This window comes from Gracilibacillus xinjiangensis (assembly GCF_042651765.1).
GTDB classification, from domain to species: domain Bacteria; phylum Bacillota; class Bacilli; order Bacillales; family Amphibacillaceae; genus Gracilibacillus; species Gracilibacillus xinjiangensis.
The window spans coordinates 107,453-124,542 of record NZ_JBHSDT010000002.1 but is presented as its reverse complement, the minus strand read 5'-3'; the positions used below and the strand labels follow the sequence as shown (position 1 = coordinate 124,542).

Below are 17,090 nucleotides of genomic sequence, written 5' to 3'. Positions count from 1 at the left end.
GGTAAACATATGCAACTAGCTATATTTATTGTGAAAAAAATTACGCGTCTGCTATTGCTGCTAGTTGCAGTAAGCTTAATTACTTTTTTGTTAGTCAGTTTATCGCCAGTTGATCCTGTCCGGGCATATATTGGTGCAGATATGCTTATGATAAGCCCTGAACAAAAGGTGGCTATTGAGGCTTATTGGGGGTTGAATGAGGCGCTTTTCATACAGTACTTTAACTGGTTAACCAGTTTATTATCGGGAGATTTCGGTATTTCCCTAATCTATCGGTTACCAGTTATAGATGTTATAGCAGACCGCTTTGTTTCTTCGTTCCTCCTGATGGGGATGGCATGGGGCCTAGCAGGTGTATTTGGTGTAATACTAGGTTCATTTGCTGCAATGAAACAGGGGACATGGATCGATAGATTGATAAGAGGATATTGCTTCATTTTATTAGCAACACCAGGATTTTGGCTGGGTTTAATCTTATTAATGATATTTGCTGTTTGGTTAGGCCTGTTGCCAATCGGATTAAGTGCACCAATTGGTGTCCTATCCAATGAAATATCAATTACGGACAGACTCTATCATGCCATTTTACCTGCATTAACGCTTAGCATAATTGGTGTTGCCAATGTATGCTTACATACTAGAGAAAAACTATTGGAAGTATTAGAACAACCATATATTAAACAAGCTAGAGCCAATGGATTGAATGGAAAGAAGCTATTTTTCAGGCACGGTCTGAGAAACATGATATTACCGGCAATTTCTGTCCATTTTGCCTCATTTGGTGAATTGTTTGGTGGGGCCATTTTAGCAGAACAAGTATTTAGTTATCCAGGGTTAGGACAAGCAATTGTTAATGCTGGTTTGAATGGAGATGTGCCGCTTTTATTAGGCGTCGTGATAATTAGTGCATGCTTCGTCTTTTTAGGCAATTTCCTGGCAGATATGTTTTATTTCATGGTTGATCCAAGGTTAAGAGTTAGAAGAGGGGGAAGATTTTCGTGAAAAAATCTATGTACCTCCCTGTTATTCTGTTAGGATTTCTTTATATAGTCTCAATATTTATTGATACAAATAGTATAAGCATCCAATTAGAGGCTAAAAATCTTCCGCCCAGTCTATCTCATTTGTTCGGCACAGACTGGCTAGGAAGGGACATGTTTCTCCGAACAATGAAAGGATTAGAACTTAGTATTAGTATTGGCTTAGTAACTGCAGTGGTTTCAACGGTTGCAAGCTTTTTGCTGGCAATATTAACCTCCATTCATAAAAAAATCGACCAATTCATTAGCTGGCTGGCAGATTTATTTCTAAGTTTGCCCCATCTGGTGACATTAATTTTAATTTCGTTTACATTAGGTGGTGGTGTAAAGGGTGTAGTGGTTGGCCTTGTGCTAACACATTGGCCAAGCTTAACCAGAGTGCTGCGTGCGGAAATATTACAATTGAAAGAAATGAATTATGTAAAAGTTTCGAAGAAATTTGGAAAAGGTTTTTGGTGGCAGGCTTGGTACCATTTCTTGCCTCATCTATATCCACAAATGTTAGTAGGTTTTACTCTGATTTTCCCACATGCTGTTTTACACGAAGCTTCAATTACTTTTTTAGGGTTTGGGCTTTCAGCAGAGCAGCCAGCCATTGGTGTCATATTATCTGAAGCAATGCAGTATTTGTCAACAGGTTTATGGTGGTTAGCTTTCTTCCCGGGTTTGGTATTACTACTCATTATTTTACTGTTCCAAATAGGTGCCAAAGGATGGAAAAACTATTTTGAAAAGGATCAATCATATGAAGGCATTGGTAGAGATTAAAGGATTAAGTGTATTTCATCGACATAGCAAGCAAGAAATATTGAAGGATATATCTTTAACGATTAACAAAGGAGAAATTGTTGCATTAGTTGGTGCAAGTGGCTCTGGAAAAAGCCTGCTTGCTGAAGCGATTTTTCACATCTTACCCAGTACAATGGATTACATGGGAAAAATGTTATTACAAAATCACCGAATAGAACAATCAATGAACGGCAAGAAGATTGTATTAGTTCCACAGTCTGTAAATGCATTGGATCCATTAATGAAAATAGGGAAACAAATCCAGCTGTTTTCACATGATGTAAACAGGATAAAGAGGATCCTTAATCAATTACAGTTAACGGACAATGTTATGAGTAAATATCCGTTTCAATTATCTGGCGGGCAAGCGAGACGTATATTAGTAGCTACTGCATTAATTAGCAATGCCAGTTTCATCGTTGCCGATGAGCCTACACCGGGATTGGATGAACAAGCACGGCATGAAATGTTACAACTCTTGAAATCGATCCAATCAGATGACAGAGCATTGCTTATGATTACCCATGACTTTCAAGCAGCACAAGAAATAGCAGATAAGATAGCGGTACTCTATCAGGGGGAAATTGTGGAAGTTGTTAATAAGATCGCTTTCGATAAAGAAGGTTCAAAACTAGTTCACCCTTATACAAAGGCATTATGGAAAGCATTACCTGAGAATTATTTTTCAATAAAGGGGACTTCTTATGCTAATAGCTAAAAGTATTGATTATTATTATGAGGGAGCAACCCCATTATTTTTAAATGTAACGTTTTCTATGCGTGAAGGTGAAATTATTGGTTTGATGGGGAAAAGTGGGAGTGGTAAGACAACTTTTGCAAAAATATTAGCTGGTTATGAGCAACCAAATAATGGGGCAATTTCTATTAAACAGAAGAAAGGGAATGCACATCCCGTTCAATTAATTTGGCAGCATCCTGAGCAAGCTGTAAATCCCAAATGGCGCATTAAAAAAATCTTAGGGGAAGCTGGTCAAATTGATCAGAGAATGTTAAATCTGTTTAAAATAAAGAAAGAATGGTTAGATCGATTTCCGTTGCAGCTATCAGGTGGTGAGTTGCAAAGAGTATGTATTGTGAGGTGTCTACTAGCTAATCCTTCCTATATCATAGCTGACGAAATGACGACAATGCTTGACCCGATATCTCAAGTTTCCATTTGGGAAACCTTGTTACAAATTGTGAAGGAAAGACAGATTGGTATGCTAATCATTAGTCATGATAAACTGCTGCTCCGTAGATTATGTAAAAAGATCCTTACTTTTGATCAATTAGTTCATTAGAAATGAAACTTCTACGCTGTATCTTTCGTAATACTAAAAAGAAAATGTCAAAGGGAGGATTTTATTATGCGAGAACAACCATCGGAGAGAATTGCACTAGATGCTGTTAAAGCCTGGCAATTAACTGCACATTTAGTCGCAATAATTCCACTTGTTTTAGGGATTGCTGCACTTATAGTTTCCTATTATTTAGACTTTATTACATATTGGATTGGTATTGGTTTACTGGTTTTTACTGGATTGGAATGGTTAATAACGGCCTTCTTTATTCCTCGGTTACGTTGGAAACGTTGGAGATATCAAATATATGATCAAGAAATATATATCCAACATGGGATCATCATTGTTACTAGAACGGTTGTTCCTATGATTCGCGTACAACATGTTGACACAGAACAAGGCCCTATCTTAAAAAAATATGGACTATCTACATTACAAATTTCCACAGCAGCAACAAAGCATGAAATTCCTGCATTGTTAGAAGGAGAAGCTGCTGATTTACGTGACCAAATTTCTGAGTTGGCAAGGGTGGAGCAAGATGATGTCTGAACCGAAACGATTGCATCCTGTTGCTATGATCTTCTCTGTAATTAAATCAATTCGGCAGTCTGTTTTTGGTTTGTTACCAATGATTATATTAGCTGTAGGTAACAATGCTTGGCTGTACATTGTTATAGGTGTCATTGTTTTTTCTGCCTTTATCATTATAGGAAGTGTATTATCATGGTTAAGATACACATATCAATTAGAGGAAGATCAAATAAAAATTGAACAAGGAATTTTAATAAGAAAAAAACGAACCATTTCAAAACATAGAATTCAATCAATTGATTTGTCACAAAACATTCTTCACCGTATTTTAGGACTGACAAAGGTTCAAATTGAAACTGCAGGCAGTGACCAAAACATTGATGCATCTCTCCATGCGGTAACTATGGAAGAAGGAAAAAAACTTCATGATCAATTAAAGTATAAGAAAAAAACTGTTGGAAATGGCGTTTCCGGGAGTAAAGATTCTCTAGAGGAAAAAGAAAAGGAATATCCTTCAGAATCAATCACACCTAAAGCATTGTTTCTTGCTGGATCAACATCAGGAGCTTTTGGTGTCATCTTAGGGTTATTTGGTTTAGCTTTTTCCCAGGTTGAATCCTTTATACCTGACCAATTCTATAACCAAGCATCAAGTTGGTTGTTTGCACAAGCATTGCAAGTTTTAATCATGCTGGCGATCATAACATTAATAATTCTTTGGGGATTGGGAATTATTGCAACAATCGTTCAACATTGGAATTTTAAGATTACAAGATACGAAAAAGAGTTATTTATAACAAGAGGGTTACTTGAAAAGAAACAATCTACAATTCCCCTTAAGAGAATTCAAGCAATAGGAATTAAGGAATCGATCATACGTCAGCCACTAGGCTTAGCAACATTGTATGTAGAAATTGCTAGTGGTGAAGTAGGGGATAAAACTCAAACAAATACATTACTATATCCCCTTATAAAAAAACAACAAGTGGAAGAGTTTTTAACAAAGCTTTTACCAGAATATAACTATAAGCAAATGGACTGGATAAAGTTACCTAAAAGGGCACTACCTTACTATTTATTTAGAAATATGATTCTTCCTTTCCTTGCAACAATCGGTACTTTCTTCTTCTTGAGGGAGTGGATAATTATCCCAATAGTTGTTATACTGCTTGCAGGTATTTTAAGTATCTTCCAGTTTCATACTATTGGTTATCGAATAGACGGAGAGCATCTGTTTATTCAGGATCGTCTATTTAGCCGTGATACGATTATAGTGAAGCATAAAAGGTTACAATCTTTTCAGAAAAAGCAACATATTCTGCATAGGAAACAGCAGCTTGCAACAGTTGATACAGCTATTTTAAATAAGTATGTTGGTCGTCATTTTGTTTTAAGAGAATTAGAATTAAAGGATGTTGATAAGATTGCGGATTGGTATTCGTATCGAGATAAATTATAGGAACGCTCATTCTTAGATGAGCGTTTTTTTAGTAAAGTAAAAGTTATATTAAAGGGATAATAGGGTAATGTGAGGAAGAACGGTTTTAGGACTCCTTCATTATTCATAATGTAATTGACGAAGTCTGTACCATTGAATCCGTGAGCTGATTTTAAATAAAAATATTGACGAAATTTTAGATGAGGAGTAAGATGTTTCGTAAGTGAAACTTTTTGCTAAAGCAACATATACTACTTTAGCTAGTTATTTCACTATGTAGGGAGAGGTGTATCAGGTCTATGGCAGAAATAGATGGTGTCTTAATAGCATTTGGTTTAACGTTAATGGCAGGGCTTGCAACAGGTGTTGGTAGTTTATTAGCTTTTTTCACTTCAACGACGAATACAAAATTTTTATCATGGGCATTAGGTTTCTCAGCAGGTGTAATGATTTATGTTTCAATGGTAGAAATATTTATTAAAGCACAAGATGCACTCACTGATGCGAAAGGTGATGTATTAGGTCAATGGCTGACAGTGATTGGGTTCTTTGGCGGGATGTTATTAATTGCGCTTATAGATAAATTTATCCCTTCTCATGGAAATCCTCATAATTTGAAGAAGGTTGAGGATATGAATAAGAATAAAGCAGCAAATGGAGATGGTGCATTACTGAAAATGGGGACATTTACTGCATTAGCTATTGCCATTCATAATTTCCCTGAAGGGATCGCAACATTTACTGCGGCTTTACAAGATCCTGCATTAGGATTTGCGATTGCTGTTGCGATTGCTATTCATAATATCCCTGAAGGAATCGCTGTATCTGTTCCAATTTATTTCTCAACAGGTGATAAGAAAAAAGCATTCAAACTGTCTTTCTTATCAGGTTTAGCTGAACCTGTTGGTGCTTTAATGGCATTCTTATTCCTTATGCCATTCTTAAATGATTTAATGTTTGGAATAATTTTTGCAGCAGTTGCGGGAATTATGGTGTTTATTTCACTGGATGAACTTTTACCTGCAGCAAAAAAGTATGATGAAGCACATACTTCAATATATGGGCTTATTGCCGGCATGGCTGTTATGGCAATAAGTTTGTTGTTGTTTATCTAAAATAAATATTTGCAGTAAAAAAGCGGACAGTTGTCCGCTTTTTTATTTCCGTATCATTTTGTAAATAAACACGATCAATGCTACAACTAGTAGAATATGAATTAGTCCACCAGCAACATCTAATAAAAAGCCAACAATCCAAATTAAAAGTAATATACCTATAATTGTCCAGATCATTATATTCTCTCCTATTCATTAAGTATTTGTATATATAATACCCTTTGTGAATGGAAGTAAACTCTTTTCAATATATACTTGCATTTAATGTAGGTAATTGTTATAATTAGACCAATGATTTTGTTAAGTATTTGTAAAACATTGTTGAAGTTTTAGTAAAGAGGTAGATTTATAACTTTTTATGCGGGTGTAGTTTAGTGGTAAAACCTCAGCCACGAGCATAACATCTACCGAGTAAGGGACGAGTTGCCCCGAAGCATTAACTTCCTAGAATATGCGGGAAGATACAGGGGCATGGATGAGCGTGAAAAACATATGTGATATATTTAATTTACAATGCGGGTGTAGTTTAGTGGTAAAACCTCAGCCTTCCAAGCTGATGTCGAGGGTTCGATTCCCTTCACCCGCTCCATACATAGGTGTGAACGTAGTGTTTCGTTTTAAATGAAGCATTACGTTTTTTATTTTATAAAAAATTTGCTTCATTCCCTTGAGTAAATGTATCCTATAAAAAGGAGTACAATTAATGAGGAGTTTTGCTTAGTGAAACAATTACAAAAATACTTAAATAACATTGATGGGAAAGGTTATAAAGCATATAAATCGATACAAGGCAGTTATAAATTTTCTGACTTTCAACTACATGTAGACTATGTACAAGGTGATCCATTCGCATCACCATCCAGGATTCGGATTATTGTGCCAAATAACGCACGTCCAATTAAAAACGAGTGGAAAGAGAATAAACAACGAAGGGTTTATGTGAGTGACCGAATAGCAAGAAAAGTATCAGAAGCTATTCAAAAGGAATCTGATAAAGCTAAAGGGTCGGGAAAGAGTGGACTAATTTATATAGATAGTCCTGGACAAGAAATTTTAGAAAGAACAGCAGTGTTACTAGGTGAAAATGAGTGTACTATTTGTTTGTCAATTGGTTTACCCGCAAATGGAAGAAGGATTAATGGACGGGAGGCAGAAAGATTATTTCTTAAACTCATTCCCTCTATTTTGCAGAGATCTATCTTTTCCATATCAGATAAAGAATTAAGGGAGAGTGCCCAGTTAGCTGATCAGCATATAGAAATCCGTAAACAAATGAGAGAAAATGGGTGGATTGTGTTTATTGCAGATGGATCAGTGTTACCAAGAGAAAGTGGTATCAGTAACAGACCGCTTAAGAGCGCTGTTCCATTCAGAAGCCCTAAAGAAAATAGGGTGGAAATAATGATACCACATAGGGAGAAGCCATTATCAGGAATGGCGCTCAAGCAGGGGATTAACTTAATCGTTGGAGGAGGATATCATGGGAAAAGCACGTTACTGCATGCAATCGAAAGAGGTGTTTACCCTCATATAAATGGTGATGGCAGAGAGTATGTAGTAACAGACCCATATGCTGTCAAAATCAGAGCAGAAGATGGCAGACAAATCACTTCTGTTAACATTTCAACATTTATTAATGACCTGCCCCATGCTCAAGACACAAAGAATTTTTCTACAGAGAATGCTAGCGGAAGTACCTCGCAAGCGGCGAATGTAGTTGAGGCAATAGAGGCAGGCGCTGCCACATTACTTATTGATGAGGATACAAGTGCAACCAACTTTATGATACGTGATGCTAGAATGAACGCACTAGTACATCAAGATAAAGAACCGATTACTCCATTTATTGATAAAATCAAACAACTGTATAATGATTTAAATGTATCTACGATTCTTGTGATGGGCGGGTCTGGTGACTATTTTGATGTCAGTGATAATGTGATAATGATGGATCATTATTTACCTCACAATGTAACAAAAGAGGCAAAAATGATTGTAGAAAAGTACCCATTAAACAGAACATTCCATGTAACAGATATATCTAAGCATGAGAATAAGAGAGTTTTTTTACCGAATAGTTTATCATTGAGAAAAGGGAAGAAAAAGAGAGTACAGGCGCGCGGGCTATCTTCAATTCAAATGGGCGAAACATTGATTGAACTAAGTAACGTAGAACAATTAGTGGATAGCTCTCAAACAAATACACTGGCGGAAATTATTCGTTATTTGGAAGAAAATAGTGTGCTTAAAAAGGAATGGACTTTAATGGAGTTATTAGACTATTTGGAATCTGTAATGGAGGAAATGGGGTTACAGGAGCTGTCGCAGTATCCTGGCAAACATCCTGGAGATCTGGCAAGACCGAGAAGATTCGAAATAGCTGCATGTTTCAATCGAATGCGAACAGCAAAAGTGAAATAATTCAAGGAGGTGAGTGTAATGGCATATGAAAAACTTAAGGAAGAGATAATTTTATATAGCAAAGAAATTGGGATCGATAAGATTGGATTCGCAAGTGCGGCCCCATTTTCTCAACTAAAAGCAAGATTGGAAGAACAACAGGAATTAGGTTATGCATCGGGGTTCGAAAAAGGTACCATTGAAGAAAGGACAGAGCCAACTCGTCTTATGAAAGGTGCGGAATCCATTATTGCTATTGCACTCGCATACCCGACAAGAATTAAAAATGGGCCGAAAAGTGTAAAAGGTGATAGACGTGGGATGTTCTGTCGTGCATCATGGGGAACAGATTATCATATTGTTCTTGAAGAGAAATTAACTAAACTAGCAGATTTTATTAATCAGAAAATAGATGGTTTCGCTTATCGCTCTATGGTAGATACAGGGGAATTATCTGATAGAGCTGTTGCTGAACGTGCAGGAATTGGGTTTAGTGGGAAAAATACATTAATGATCTCCCCGGAATTAGGATCTTACATTTATTTAGGTGAGATGATTACAAATATTCCTTTTCAACCTGATTTGCCATTAGATGATGGTTGTGGAGATTGTACGAAATGTTTGGATGCTTGTCCAACAGGAGCGCTTGTTGAACCAGGAAGATTGAATGCTCAACAATGTCTCGCATTTTTAACTCAAACCAAAGGATTTATGCCGGACGAACACCGAGATAAATTAGGGAATTTAATATACGGATTTGAAACATGCCAGGTTGTCTGTCCTTACAATAAGGGAGTTGACTTGCATTACCACAAGGAATTTGAACCAGATCCGGATTTAGTTAAACCGCGTCTTGTTGATTTATTGAAAATAACTAATCGCGAATTTAAAGAGAAATTTGGGAAGATGAGTGGTTCTTGGCGTGGGAAAAAACCACTTCAGAGAAATGCTATTTTAGCACTTGCTCATTATAAAGAAACAAGTGCACTTGGGGAACTGATTCGATTAATGGAAGAAGACCCTAGACCTGTAATTCGGGGAACAGCAGCATGGGCGATAGGGAAAATAGGGATAGAAGAAGGCTTCGAAAAAATAAAAGAAGCAATGGTTAAGGAAAATGATAAAGAAGTAATAGAAGAAATGAAAAAAGGATTAGCATTCCAAAAATAGGAGCTGAACAAAATGGACAAGCTTTATTATACGGAGATGGTTTCACCAATCGGTATGTTAACACTTGTTGGTGACCATGATACAATTCTTGCAATGGAGTTTGGAGAGTTTGAAAAGAATCAAGAGAAGTTGTTAAAATGGTGCAAAAAATACAACCTTCCTACATTGTTAGAGTATGATAGTAATATCTTAAAAGATGTTCAGCATCAACTAAGCGAGTATTTTCGAGGTGATCGCAGTCAGTTCTCTATAAAATATAAGTTGTTTGGCACAGAATTTCAAAAGAAAGTTTGGAATGCATTAATATCGGTACCTTATGGTGAAACATGGTCATATAAACAACTAGCAGAGAAAATAGATTCACCTAAAGCGCTGAGAGCAGTTGGTGGTGCAAATAATAAGAATCCTGTTTCTATTATTATTCCATGTCATCGGGTAATTGGTGCAAACGGCAGGCTTGTTGGTTACGGGGGCGGCATAGAGAAAAAAACATATTTATTAGAGTTAGAGAAAGGAAAGGGGTTAGGATTCAGGTAAATCCTAACCCTTTTATAATTAATTCATTATTCAGCAGATTCTTCAGTATTTGTCTCTGCTTGATCTTCAGTTTGATCTTCAGTTTGATTTTCTGCTTCCCCATCATCTCCTGAACAAGCTGTAAGTAAACTTGCTGAAAAGATTGCTGCGGCGAAAATGGATAACCATTTTTTCTTCATTGTCCACCCCTCCCTTCTATCAATCTATAATACCTTATAATAATAGAAAAAATTATCATTTTATCATTTTTTAACAAAATTAACCTTATATTTACAATTGAAAAGGGTAAGCAATAAATGCTTACCCTGCCATTCCTTATTGACTTTCTTCTGTTTCACTCATATCAGTGTCTTCTTCCAGTTCTGCTCCATCAGTATTTCCATCTTCCGGTGTACCTAAAGAGTTTTCTTCATCCGTAGCTGGATCCTCAGTAGCAGGAGTTTCCTCGCCAGTAGCCGGTTCTTCAGGAGTTTCATCTCCTATCGCTGGAGCATCAGTTGCTGGTGCTTCCTCTACTGGATCTTCCTCAGCGTCTCCGCAGGCAGCTAATATTCCTAGGGATAAAACAGATACACCAAGCATTGAAGTCATTTTTTTCGTTAATTTCATTTTAGAATTCCTCCTCATTTATTTTCCTCACAATACTTCTACCCAAAGAGAAGTAATCATAATCATAAAAATAACGTTTTTAATCATTCTATAATAAATTTTAAATACTAGTCTTCGTTTTGTAATATTATTGTAATCTTCCATTAGTTTATATCTAATTCTTTTCCTTGCTATTATTGAATAAGTATTAAAAAGGGGAGATGATTATGAACAAATTGGTAAGACTAAAAATGCTCTGGCAAGAAAGATTTAATGATAAAACTACAAACCATCCCATTTATCGAAAAAAGCAATTACATAATAGTAATAATAAAAAAATTGAATGGATAGTAGTGAAAGGAATAAAACGAAAAAACTGCACAGTGGGGAATGATGGAAATTATTATTACTCCTTACATATTAAATGTATGATAAAAGATGATTATTCTTTTTATCATGAAGAAGAGGTATTAGACAGGTATGCAATATTTATTGACAGTAAGCTGCTAGAGGAAGGTGCATATACTAAAGCAAGCGGGGATGAACGATATACGGAACAACCGATAGCAATGGAAGATATAGAGCAACGTTTTTCCTATGATAGAAGAGCGGCAGTTCAGTATGCTGAACGCTGGTGGAATGATGTAAATCCTGCTTATAACTATTTTGAAGATAATGACTGTACTAATTACATTTCACAATGCCTGCGAGCAGGAGGGGCTCCTATGACTGGAGCACCTGACCGATCGAAAGGTTGGTGGTATAGTGGAAGCAGTTGGAGTTATAGTTGGTCTGTTGCACACTCTTTCCGCTGGTACATGAGCAGCAGAGGAAATACGTTTCAAGCTAAATTGATTGACAGCCCAACTGAACTACTACCTGGTGACATAATATGTTACGATTTCCAGGGTGATGGCAGGTGGGATCATAACACAATCGTAGTCGCCAAGGATAGTGAAAATATGCCATTAGTTAATGCTCATACAAATAACAGTCGCCATCGCTATTGGACTTATCAAGATTCTGCTGCTTGGACACCACAATGTCAATATCGTTTCTTTCGAATTGGTGGAAATTGAAGTCTTTAGCGTAAAGTTAGAAATATCCAGAATGGATGAAGAATATGATATAATGGCTTAGGCAATTACTTAATAGAGGTGAATAAATTGGCAGTACATGTAGTTTTATTTCAACCAGAGATTCCTGCAAATACGGGAAACATCGCAAGAACTTGTCTTGCAACAAACGTTCAACTGCACCTGATTAGACCATTAGGTTTCTCGACAGATGACAAAATGTTACGACGTGCAGGACTTGATTATTGGCATGATGTAAGGATTCATTACTATGATTCGTTAGATGAATTATATACAGTGTATCCTAAAGCAGAATTTTATTATATTGAAAATTTCGGAAGCAAATATTATTCTGATTTTGATTTTAGTGATAAGGAGAAGGATTTGTTCTTTGTTTTTGGGAGAGAAACAAATGGAATCCCAAAAGAATTATTAGTTGGAAAAGAAGATCAGTGCTTACGTATCCATATGACAGATAAAGTTCGTTCATTAAACCTATCCAATACTGCTGCAATCATAATATATGATGTAATGAAGCAACAAGGATTTCCTGGACTGGTATAACCACAGCAGAATGCTGTGGTTAGTTTTATTTTCATCTACCTTACCTATCTGATCAAAGCACTCTCAGTCAATTAAACTCAAAAATACAACAATACTAGTTATTTTTTTATCTGCACGTTTACTATAGAATCAAATGTATAGAAGGTTTTTGAACTTGATTGGAGTGACACTTTTATTGTTTAGCAAACTAATTTATTGTTTTAGGAGAACAAATGAGTAAAGGAAAATGGATTTTACTGAAAGGTTTTTTATAGTAATCATTAAAGAAAACCCTTACAATAGAAAGTGTGAAATTGGAAAGGAGAGGTAGAATGAGCAATAAAGATGGAATGTATTATGCTCCAAAGGGAAAGCCAAACCCAGTGGTACAGCCGGGAGAATTTGTTTTTGCAGCGATCGCTCTAGATCATGGTCATATTTTTGGACAATGTAATGGACTAATAGAAGCTGGTGGAACATTGAAATGGGTTTATGATCCTGATCAGCAGAAGGTTAATAACTTCCTGAATAAATTTCCGCAAGCTAAACAAGCCGATTCAATTGAACAAATTTTAGCAGATGAAGATGTTAAATTAGTAGCTGCCGCCGCAATACCCTCCGAAAGAAGTGCACTGGGGAATCGTGTTATGAGAGCAGGTAAAGACTATTTTACTGATAAAACACCTTTTACAACATTAGCTCAATTAGAAGAAACAAAAAAAGTAGTTGCAGAAACCGGTAAAAAGTATATGGTTTACTATAGTGAAAGAATTCATGTAGAAAGTGCTGTTTATGCTGGACAACTTGTTCAAGAAGGTGCAATTGGGAAAGTAATTCAAGTAACAGGTTTCGGTCCCCATCGGTTAAACGCACCAAGCAGACCTGACTGGTTTTTTAAGAAAGATAAATACGGTGGTATTCTATGTGACATCGGCAGTCACCAAATAGAACAATTTCTATTTTACGCAGGGTGTAAGGATGCGGAGGTATTACATAGTAAAATTGGCAACTATGATCACCCTCAATATCCTGAATTGGATGACTATGGTGATGCAACATTAAAAGGAGATAATGGAGCAACACAATTTTTCCGGGTTGACTGGTTTACTTCTGATGGTCTAAGTACATGGGGAGATGGACGAACATTTATTGTCGGTACAGAAGGGACAATTGAAGTACGTAAATATGTAGAATTGGCAAGAGGAACTGGTGGCAATCATGTCTACTTAGTAAATAAGGTTGGAGAACAGCATTTTGATGTGAATGGGAAGGTTGGCTATCCGTTCTTTGGGGAACTGATTAAGGATTGTATTAACCGAACCGAAAATGCAATGACCCAAGAGCATGCATTTAAGGCAGCGGAACTCTGCATACTTGCACAAGAGAAAGCAATCGATGTAACAAAATAATGATTAAAGAATGTTTTTCACTAATTAATGATGAAAGTTACTTTATTGATACACAATTAAATGATTTACTAACTTTTATTACACTAGTATTCATAGCCTTTAACATTGATCTCTCTTTTTCAATCAGTGAAAAAGATTGTGAAGCTTAGAAGCATTCATTAAAAGTGGAGATTATATTGAGGAAAAAGCCTGAAGCTTCAAAATTAGCGACAGGCTGTTCCTCTATTCTATTTGTTGGACAGTTTATCCACAATACTCGCATTTCTGATAATAAGCCAAATTCCAATCGCTAGTATACTGTAAGGAATCAGAAAAGCCAATGCAGTATACTGCTCTTCCGTTATGATCAGATAACGTAATAAATCAATGATTTCCTCTGCATACGATCGGATAAAGAAAGGTATGCCAATGATCACAATAAAGATTGCGCTGATTTTATAGCCATATCTGAAAAATAAGCTGGAAATAATCAGCCAAAAAAGAAATATCAATATATACAACAGCCCTTCATACACAAAGATATCCGATTTACTAACAGTACCTTCAAAGCTTGTATCAAGTCCATAAAATTGAAAGTTGGTAATTTTAAAAAAATCTGAAAACCAATTGATAAACATTATTAAAATATTGCTAATAATAGTCATGACTGTCGCATACAAGACTATATAAACAATCATTGATACAAGATAGCTGAATCTGGTTGTGCCATATTTAATAATCGACGGAAAAGTTTCCTTAAAAAATAATGAGGCAAACACTGCGGTGAAAATCAGGCTTGGTAATGTATTAAAACCAATAATTTCAATGCTGGATGACTGAAAGGAGATAGCGAGTAAGAACATAAAAGCAATGAATCCAGTATAAATTCCCCAAAAGATCAATACAGTCGCCCATGAAGATTTTAACAAATAATAAAGATTAAATTTCATTTGTTCGAACATATTTATTCACCTCTTCTTTTGTTAAATAAACAAATAACTCCTGTAAACTAGCTTTGCTAACCTTTAGACTGCCTGCCTCCGTTATATTTTCATCGTACAACACAACAGTTTTTTGTCCCATCATGGTCGAATCATGAATAATATTTCTTCCGGAAGTAATTTGGTCAATCTCTTCTTTACTGCCTGTTAAAATAATGTGTTTTTGTTCTAAGTTGTCAGCAGTATCATGCAGCATCAATGTACCTTCATGCAAAATAACTACTTCTTCAAATAATTTGCTCACTTCATCAATTAAATGAGTGGACAAGATAATTAATCGCGGGTTATTTTGGTATGTTTCTAGTAACAGGTCATAGAATGTAGAACGAAAAGCTGCATCTAATCCGATATAAGGTTCGTCAAATATAGTTATGGGAGCATTACTCGCTAAACCGACAATGATACCGAGTGCAGAATACATCCCTTTGGACAGTGTTTTTGCTTTCTGGTTCTTATTTAAACGGAAAACATTTACTAAGTGATTTGCATATTCTCGATCCCAGTTAGGATAAAAATTAGCAGATATATTTAAAATATCTTTAACTCGAAATTTGTCATGAAAGTTGTTGCTCTCCATAATTAAACAAACGTTTTTCATGGCAGCATAATTATTAAAAGGTGCTTCATTATTTATTGTTAACTCTCCACCGGATTTTAAGAAGTGCCCTGCTAACAAGCGCATTAATGTTGTCTTGCCAGCTCCATTTTTACCAAGTAACCCAATGATTTTATTACCTTCCAATGTAAGGTTTAAATCATTTAATGCAACATTCTTATGATATTGTTTTCTTACATTTTTCGCTTTAATTATCATTATTTTTCCTCCTTAATCAAAGAAATTAATTGCTCCTTACTCATTTCTATTCGCTCTGCTTCTGCTAGCATTGGTTTTACATACTGGTCAAAAAAGTGTGATTTTCTTTTCTTTAAAACAATGTTCTTTGCATTTTCAGTTACAAACATTCCCACACCTCGCTTTTTATATATAATCTCCTGATCGACAAGTATGTTAATCCCTTTAGCAGCGGTGGCTGGATTAATTTGGTAGTGCTTGGCAAACTCATTGGTAGAAGGTATCTTATCATTGGCTTTTAACTCACCTTCAGCAATGTTTGTTTCAATTAGATCAGCAATCTGCTGGAATATCGGCCGATCTTCATTTAATCTTTCAGACAATTTTCTCTCACCACCTGTTCGGTTAGTTACTCATGTAACTAACTATATAACTATAAAAATGTTATTGCAAGCCTTTTTTGAAAAATAAAAAAAGCAACGTGGTAATTCGCTGCTTTTAGTTACTACCTGTTCGGATGATCTGTTGCATCATCTCTTTATTAGGATAGTTATTCGCTTCATATTGTTTACACACTTGTTCGATATCATAAGGTACTCTAATATGGCTTGTTATAAATGACTGGTCATTTATCTCCACAATAGCATAGGAGGCTTGATTAAGACCATCAAATGGTAAGCCGACACTCCCTGAATTAATAATTGTCTTACCATTAACGACTCTCATGTATGCTCTATGAATATGTCCATAGATATATAAATCTGCATCCCTATTTGCTGTAAGTTTCATTAAAAGCTCTTCGTTTGTCTGCTCAGGAAGAACGATATCAAATAAACTATGCGGAGTGGCATGGAAAGCGTGTATGGACATATTTCCGTAAGTTAATGACAACTCACTAGGCAATTGTTCTAAATATTGCACATCTGCATCACTCAGTTTTTGACGGATCCATGCTTGTTCCATTTTCATTAGTTCTAGTGCTTTATCAGGCACTTCTCCCTGATTTACACCTCTAATTACCCATTCATCTGCATTTCCTTTTATCACTTTTGCATTTAAGGCCCGAATCAAGTCCAGTGCTTGTTTTGGTTCTGGTCCTCTGTAGCAAAGGTCTCCTAAAACAATAATTTGATCCACGTTCCGTGTTTCTATATCTGCTAATACTGCTTCTAATGCCACACTGTTTCCATGTATATCAGATATCAAAGCTAGTTTCATGTTAGACACCTCCTTTATTTATGATAAGCTATTAATCTGTATTGATTCAAGGTAAAGCATAGATTTTGACTGGACCGAAGGGTTTACATTATAATAGTTATAAATAGAAATGTTTTCACATGTTATATAAGAGGGTATATCCTATATAAAAGGAGGGTATAA

The 17,090-nt window shown here is 35.8% G+C and carries 20 protein-coding genes and 1 tRNA gene; 14 read left to right on the top strand and 7 right to left on the bottom strand.

All coding sequences use genetic code 11. The features are described 5' to 3' along the window. Window positions 1–9 precede the first annotated feature (9 nt). The 7 genes from ACFOY7_RS02150 to zupT all read left to right on the top strand — a co-directional run bounded on the left by ACFOY7_RS02150 (window position 10) and on the right by zupT (window position 6,214). Window positions 10–1,002 (top strand): ABC transporter permease, encoded by a 993-nt coding sequence (locus ACFOY7_RS02150; protein ID WP_390248935.1) that lies wholly within the window; start codon window positions 10–12, stop codon window positions 1,000–1,002. Further along, window positions 999–1,808: an ABC transporter permease gene (locus ACFOY7_RS02145; protein WP_390248933.1), complete on the top strand. Its 810-nt coding sequence runs from the start codon at window positions 999–1,001 to the stop codon at window positions 1,806–1,808. The genes ACFOY7_RS02150 and ACFOY7_RS02145 overlap by 4 nt, the downstream gene beginning before the upstream one ends. Then, complete coding sequence (locus ACFOY7_RS02140; RefSeq protein ID WP_390248931.1) at window positions 1,786–2,547, top strand: ATP-binding cassette domain-containing protein; 762 nt, start codon at window positions 1,786–1,788, stop codon at window positions 2,545–2,547. Before ACFOY7_RS02145 ends, ACFOY7_RS02140 begins: the two co-directional genes overlap by 23 nt. Continuing rightward, the gene (locus ACFOY7_RS02135) at window positions 2,534–3,130 is read left to right on the top strand and encodes an ABC transporter ATP-binding protein (protein WP_390248929.1); all 597 of its coding nucleotides are present in this window, start codon (window positions 2,534–2,536) and stop codon (window positions 3,128–3,130) included. The genes ACFOY7_RS02140 and ACFOY7_RS02135 overlap by 14 nt, the downstream gene beginning before the upstream one ends. A gap of 66 nt (window positions 3,131–3,196) precedes the next feature. Beyond that, on the top strand, window positions 3,197–3,679 hold the full coding sequence (locus tag ACFOY7_RS02130; RefSeq protein WP_390248927.1) for a PH domain-containing protein: 483 nt from the start codon (window positions 3,197–3,199) through the stop codon (window positions 3,677–3,679). Further along, the gene (locus tag ACFOY7_RS02125) at window positions 3,672–5,120 is read left to right on the top strand and encodes a PH domain-containing protein (RefSeq protein WP_390248925.1); all 1,449 of its coding nucleotides are present in this window, start codon (window positions 3,672–3,674) and stop codon (window positions 5,118–5,120) included. Before ACFOY7_RS02130 ends, ACFOY7_RS02125 begins: the two co-directional genes overlap by 8 nt. Window positions 5,121–5,398: 278 nt before the next feature. After that, window positions 5,399–6,214, top strand: coding sequence for a zinc transporter ZupT (gene zupT / locus ACFOY7_RS02120; protein WP_390248923.1), 816 nt, complete (start codon window positions 5,399–5,401; stop codon window positions 6,212–6,214). A 42-nt stretch (window positions 6,215–6,256) separates the two neighbouring features. On the opposite strand, the gene ACFOY7_RS02115 is transcribed toward zupT, so the two are convergent. Next, the gene (locus ACFOY7_RS02115; protein ID WP_390248921.1) at window positions 6,257–6,391 is read right to left on the bottom strand and encodes a lmo0937 family membrane protein; all 135 of its coding nucleotides are present in this window, start codon (window positions 6,389–6,391) and stop codon (window positions 6,257–6,259) included. Between the two features lie 338 nt (window positions 6,392–6,729). Here ACFOY7_RS02115 and ACFOY7_RS02110 point away from each other — a divergent pair. From ACFOY7_RS02110 to ACFOY7_RS02095, 4 genes are all read left to right on the top strand, one after another. Then, window positions 6,730–6,803 (top strand) — tRNA-Gly (locus ACFOY7_RS02110). A 131-nt stretch (window positions 6,804–6,934) separates the two neighbouring features. Further along, a complete protein-coding gene (locus tag ACFOY7_RS02105) occupies window positions 6,935–8,635 on the top strand; it encodes an ABC-ATPase domain-containing protein (RefSeq protein ID WP_390248919.1) in 1,701 nt (566 codons plus the stop codon). A gap of 18 nt (window positions 8,636–8,653) precedes the next feature. Then, on the top strand, window positions 8,654–9,784 hold the full coding sequence (gene queG / locus ACFOY7_RS02100; protein ID WP_390248917.1) for a tRNA epoxyqueuosine(34) reductase QueG: 1,131 nt from the start codon (window positions 8,654–8,656) through the stop codon (window positions 9,782–9,784). A gap of 12 nt (window positions 9,785–9,796) precedes the next feature. Beyond that, window positions 9,797–10,321 (top strand): methylated-DNA--[protein]-cysteine S-methyltransferase, encoded by a 525-nt coding sequence (locus ACFOY7_RS02095; protein ID WP_390248915.1) that lies wholly within the window; start codon window positions 9,797–9,799, stop codon window positions 10,319–10,321. Between the two features lie 26 nt (window positions 10,322–10,347). Here ACFOY7_RS02095 and ACFOY7_RS02090 read toward each other — a convergent pair whose 3' ends face one another. Beyond that, on the bottom strand, window positions 10,348–10,500 hold the full coding sequence (locus tag ACFOY7_RS02090; protein ID WP_390248913.1) for a hypothetical protein: 153 nt from the start codon (window positions 10,498–10,500) through the stop codon (window positions 10,348–10,350). Between the two features lie 136 nt (window positions 10,501–10,636). Next, window positions 10,637–10,930: a hypothetical protein gene (locus tag ACFOY7_RS02085; RefSeq protein ID WP_390248911.1), complete on the bottom strand. Its 294-nt coding sequence runs from the start codon at window positions 10,928–10,930 to the stop codon at window positions 10,637–10,639. A gap of 206 nt (window positions 10,931–11,136) precedes the next feature. Here ACFOY7_RS02085 and ACFOY7_RS02080 point away from each other — a divergent pair, with 206 nt between their 5' ends. The 3 genes from ACFOY7_RS02080 (at window position 11,137) to ACFOY7_RS02070 (ending at window position 13,937) form a co-directional block, all read left to right on the top strand. Beyond that, window positions 11,137–11,988, top strand: coding sequence for an amidase domain-containing protein (locus ACFOY7_RS02080; protein WP_390248909.1), 852 nt, complete (start codon window positions 11,137–11,139; stop codon window positions 11,986–11,988). Between the two features lie 87 nt (window positions 11,989–12,075). After that, entirely contained in the window at window positions 12,076–12,549 is a 474-nt protein-coding gene (gene trmL / locus ACFOY7_RS02075; RefSeq protein WP_390248907.1) for a tRNA (uridine(34)/cytosine(34)/5-carboxymethylaminomethyluridine(34)-2'-O)-methyltransferase TrmL, read from the top strand. A gap of 311 nt (window positions 12,550–12,860) precedes the next feature. Next, window positions 12,861–13,937 carry a Gfo/Idh/MocA family protein gene (locus tag ACFOY7_RS02070; protein ID WP_390248905.1) on the top strand — a complete coding sequence of 359 codons (1,077 nt, stop codon included), beginning with the start codon at window positions 12,861–12,863 and terminating at the stop codon, window positions 13,935–13,937. A 227-nt stretch (window positions 13,938–14,164) separates the two neighbouring features. Here ACFOY7_RS02070 and ACFOY7_RS02065 read toward each other — a convergent pair whose 3' ends face one another. The 4 genes from ACFOY7_RS02065 to ACFOY7_RS02050 form a co-directional block, all read right to left on the bottom strand. Next, entirely contained in the window at window positions 14,165–14,866 is a 702-nt protein-coding gene (locus ACFOY7_RS02065; RefSeq protein WP_390248903.1) for a hypothetical protein, read from the bottom strand. Next, window positions 14,856–15,731, bottom strand: coding sequence for an ABC transporter ATP-binding protein (locus ACFOY7_RS02060; RefSeq protein ID WP_390248901.1), 876 nt, complete (start codon window positions 15,729–15,731; stop codon window positions 14,856–14,858). The genes ACFOY7_RS02065 and ACFOY7_RS02060 overlap by 11 nt, the downstream gene beginning before the upstream one ends. Then, a complete protein-coding gene (locus tag ACFOY7_RS02055; protein ID WP_390248899.1) occupies window positions 15,731–16,093 on the bottom strand; it encodes a GntR family transcriptional regulator in 363 nt (120 codons plus the stop codon). The genes ACFOY7_RS02060 and ACFOY7_RS02055 overlap by 1 nt, the downstream gene beginning before the upstream one ends. Before the next feature lie 115 nt (window positions 16,094–16,208). Then, on the bottom strand, window positions 16,209–16,928 hold the full coding sequence (locus tag ACFOY7_RS02050) for a metallophosphoesterase family protein (protein ID WP_390248897.1): 720 nt from the start codon (window positions 16,926–16,928) through the stop codon (window positions 16,209–16,211). Window positions 16,929–17,090 lie beyond the last annotated feature (162 nt).

Bases quoted from the DNA above. Each gene is read 5' to 3' on its own strand.
- ACFOY7_RS02150 (WP_390248935.1), top strand. From the start codon at position 10: ATGCAACTAGCTATATTTATTGTGAAAAAAATTACGCGTCTGCTATTG.
- ACFOY7_RS02140 (WP_390248931.1), top strand. From the start codon at position 1,786: ATGAAGGCATTGGTAGAGATTAAAGGATTAAGTGTATTTCATCGACAT.
- ACFOY7_RS02135 (WP_390248929.1), top strand. From the start codon at position 2,534: ATGCTAATAGCTAAAAGTATTGATTATTATTATGAGGGAGCAACCCCA.
- ACFOY7_RS02130 (WP_390248927.1), top strand. From the start codon at position 3,197: ATGCGAGAACAACCATCGGAGAGAATTGCACTAGATGCTGTTAAAGCC.
- ACFOY7_RS02125 (WP_390248925.1), top strand. From the start codon at position 3,672: ATGTCTGAACCGAAACGATTGCATCCTGTTGCTATGATCTTCTCTGTA.
- zupT (WP_390248923.1), top strand. From the start codon at position 5,399: ATGGCAGAAATAGATGGTGTCTTAATAGCATTTGGTTTAACGTTAATG.
- ACFOY7_RS02115 (WP_390248921.1), bottom strand. From the start codon at position 6,391: ATGATCTGGACAATTATAGGTATATTACTTTTAATTTGGATTGTTGGC.
- queG (WP_390248917.1), top strand. From the start codon at position 8,654: ATGGCATATGAAAAACTTAAGGAAGAGATAATTTTATATAGCAAAGAA.
- ACFOY7_RS02095 (WP_390248915.1), top strand. From the start codon at position 9,797: ATGGACAAGCTTTATTATACGGAGATGGTTTCACCAATCGGTATGTTA.
- ACFOY7_RS02090 (WP_390248913.1), bottom strand. From the start codon at position 10,500: ATGAAGAAAAAATGGTTATCCATTTTCGCCGCAGCAATCTTTTCAGCA.
- ACFOY7_RS02085 (WP_390248911.1), bottom strand. From the start codon at position 10,930: ATGAAATTAACGAAAAAAATGACTTCAATGCTTGGTGTATCTGTTTTA.
- ACFOY7_RS02080 (WP_390248909.1), top strand. From the start codon at position 11,137: ATGAACAAATTGGTAAGACTAAAAATGCTCTGGCAAGAAAGATTTAAT.
- ACFOY7_RS02070 (WP_390248905.1), top strand. From the start codon at position 12,861: ATGAGCAATAAAGATGGAATGTATTATGCTCCAAAGGGAAAGCCAAAC.
- ACFOY7_RS02065 (WP_390248903.1), bottom strand. From the start codon at position 14,866: ATGAAATTTAATCTTTATTATTTGTTAAAATCTTCATGGGCGACTGTA.
- ACFOY7_RS02060 (WP_390248901.1), bottom strand. From the start codon at position 15,731: ATGATAATTAAAGCGAAAAATGTAAGAAAACAATATCATAAGAATGTT.
- ACFOY7_RS02050 (WP_390248897.1), bottom strand. From the start codon at position 16,928: ATGAAACTAGCTTTGATATCTGATATACATGGAAACAGTGTGGCATTA.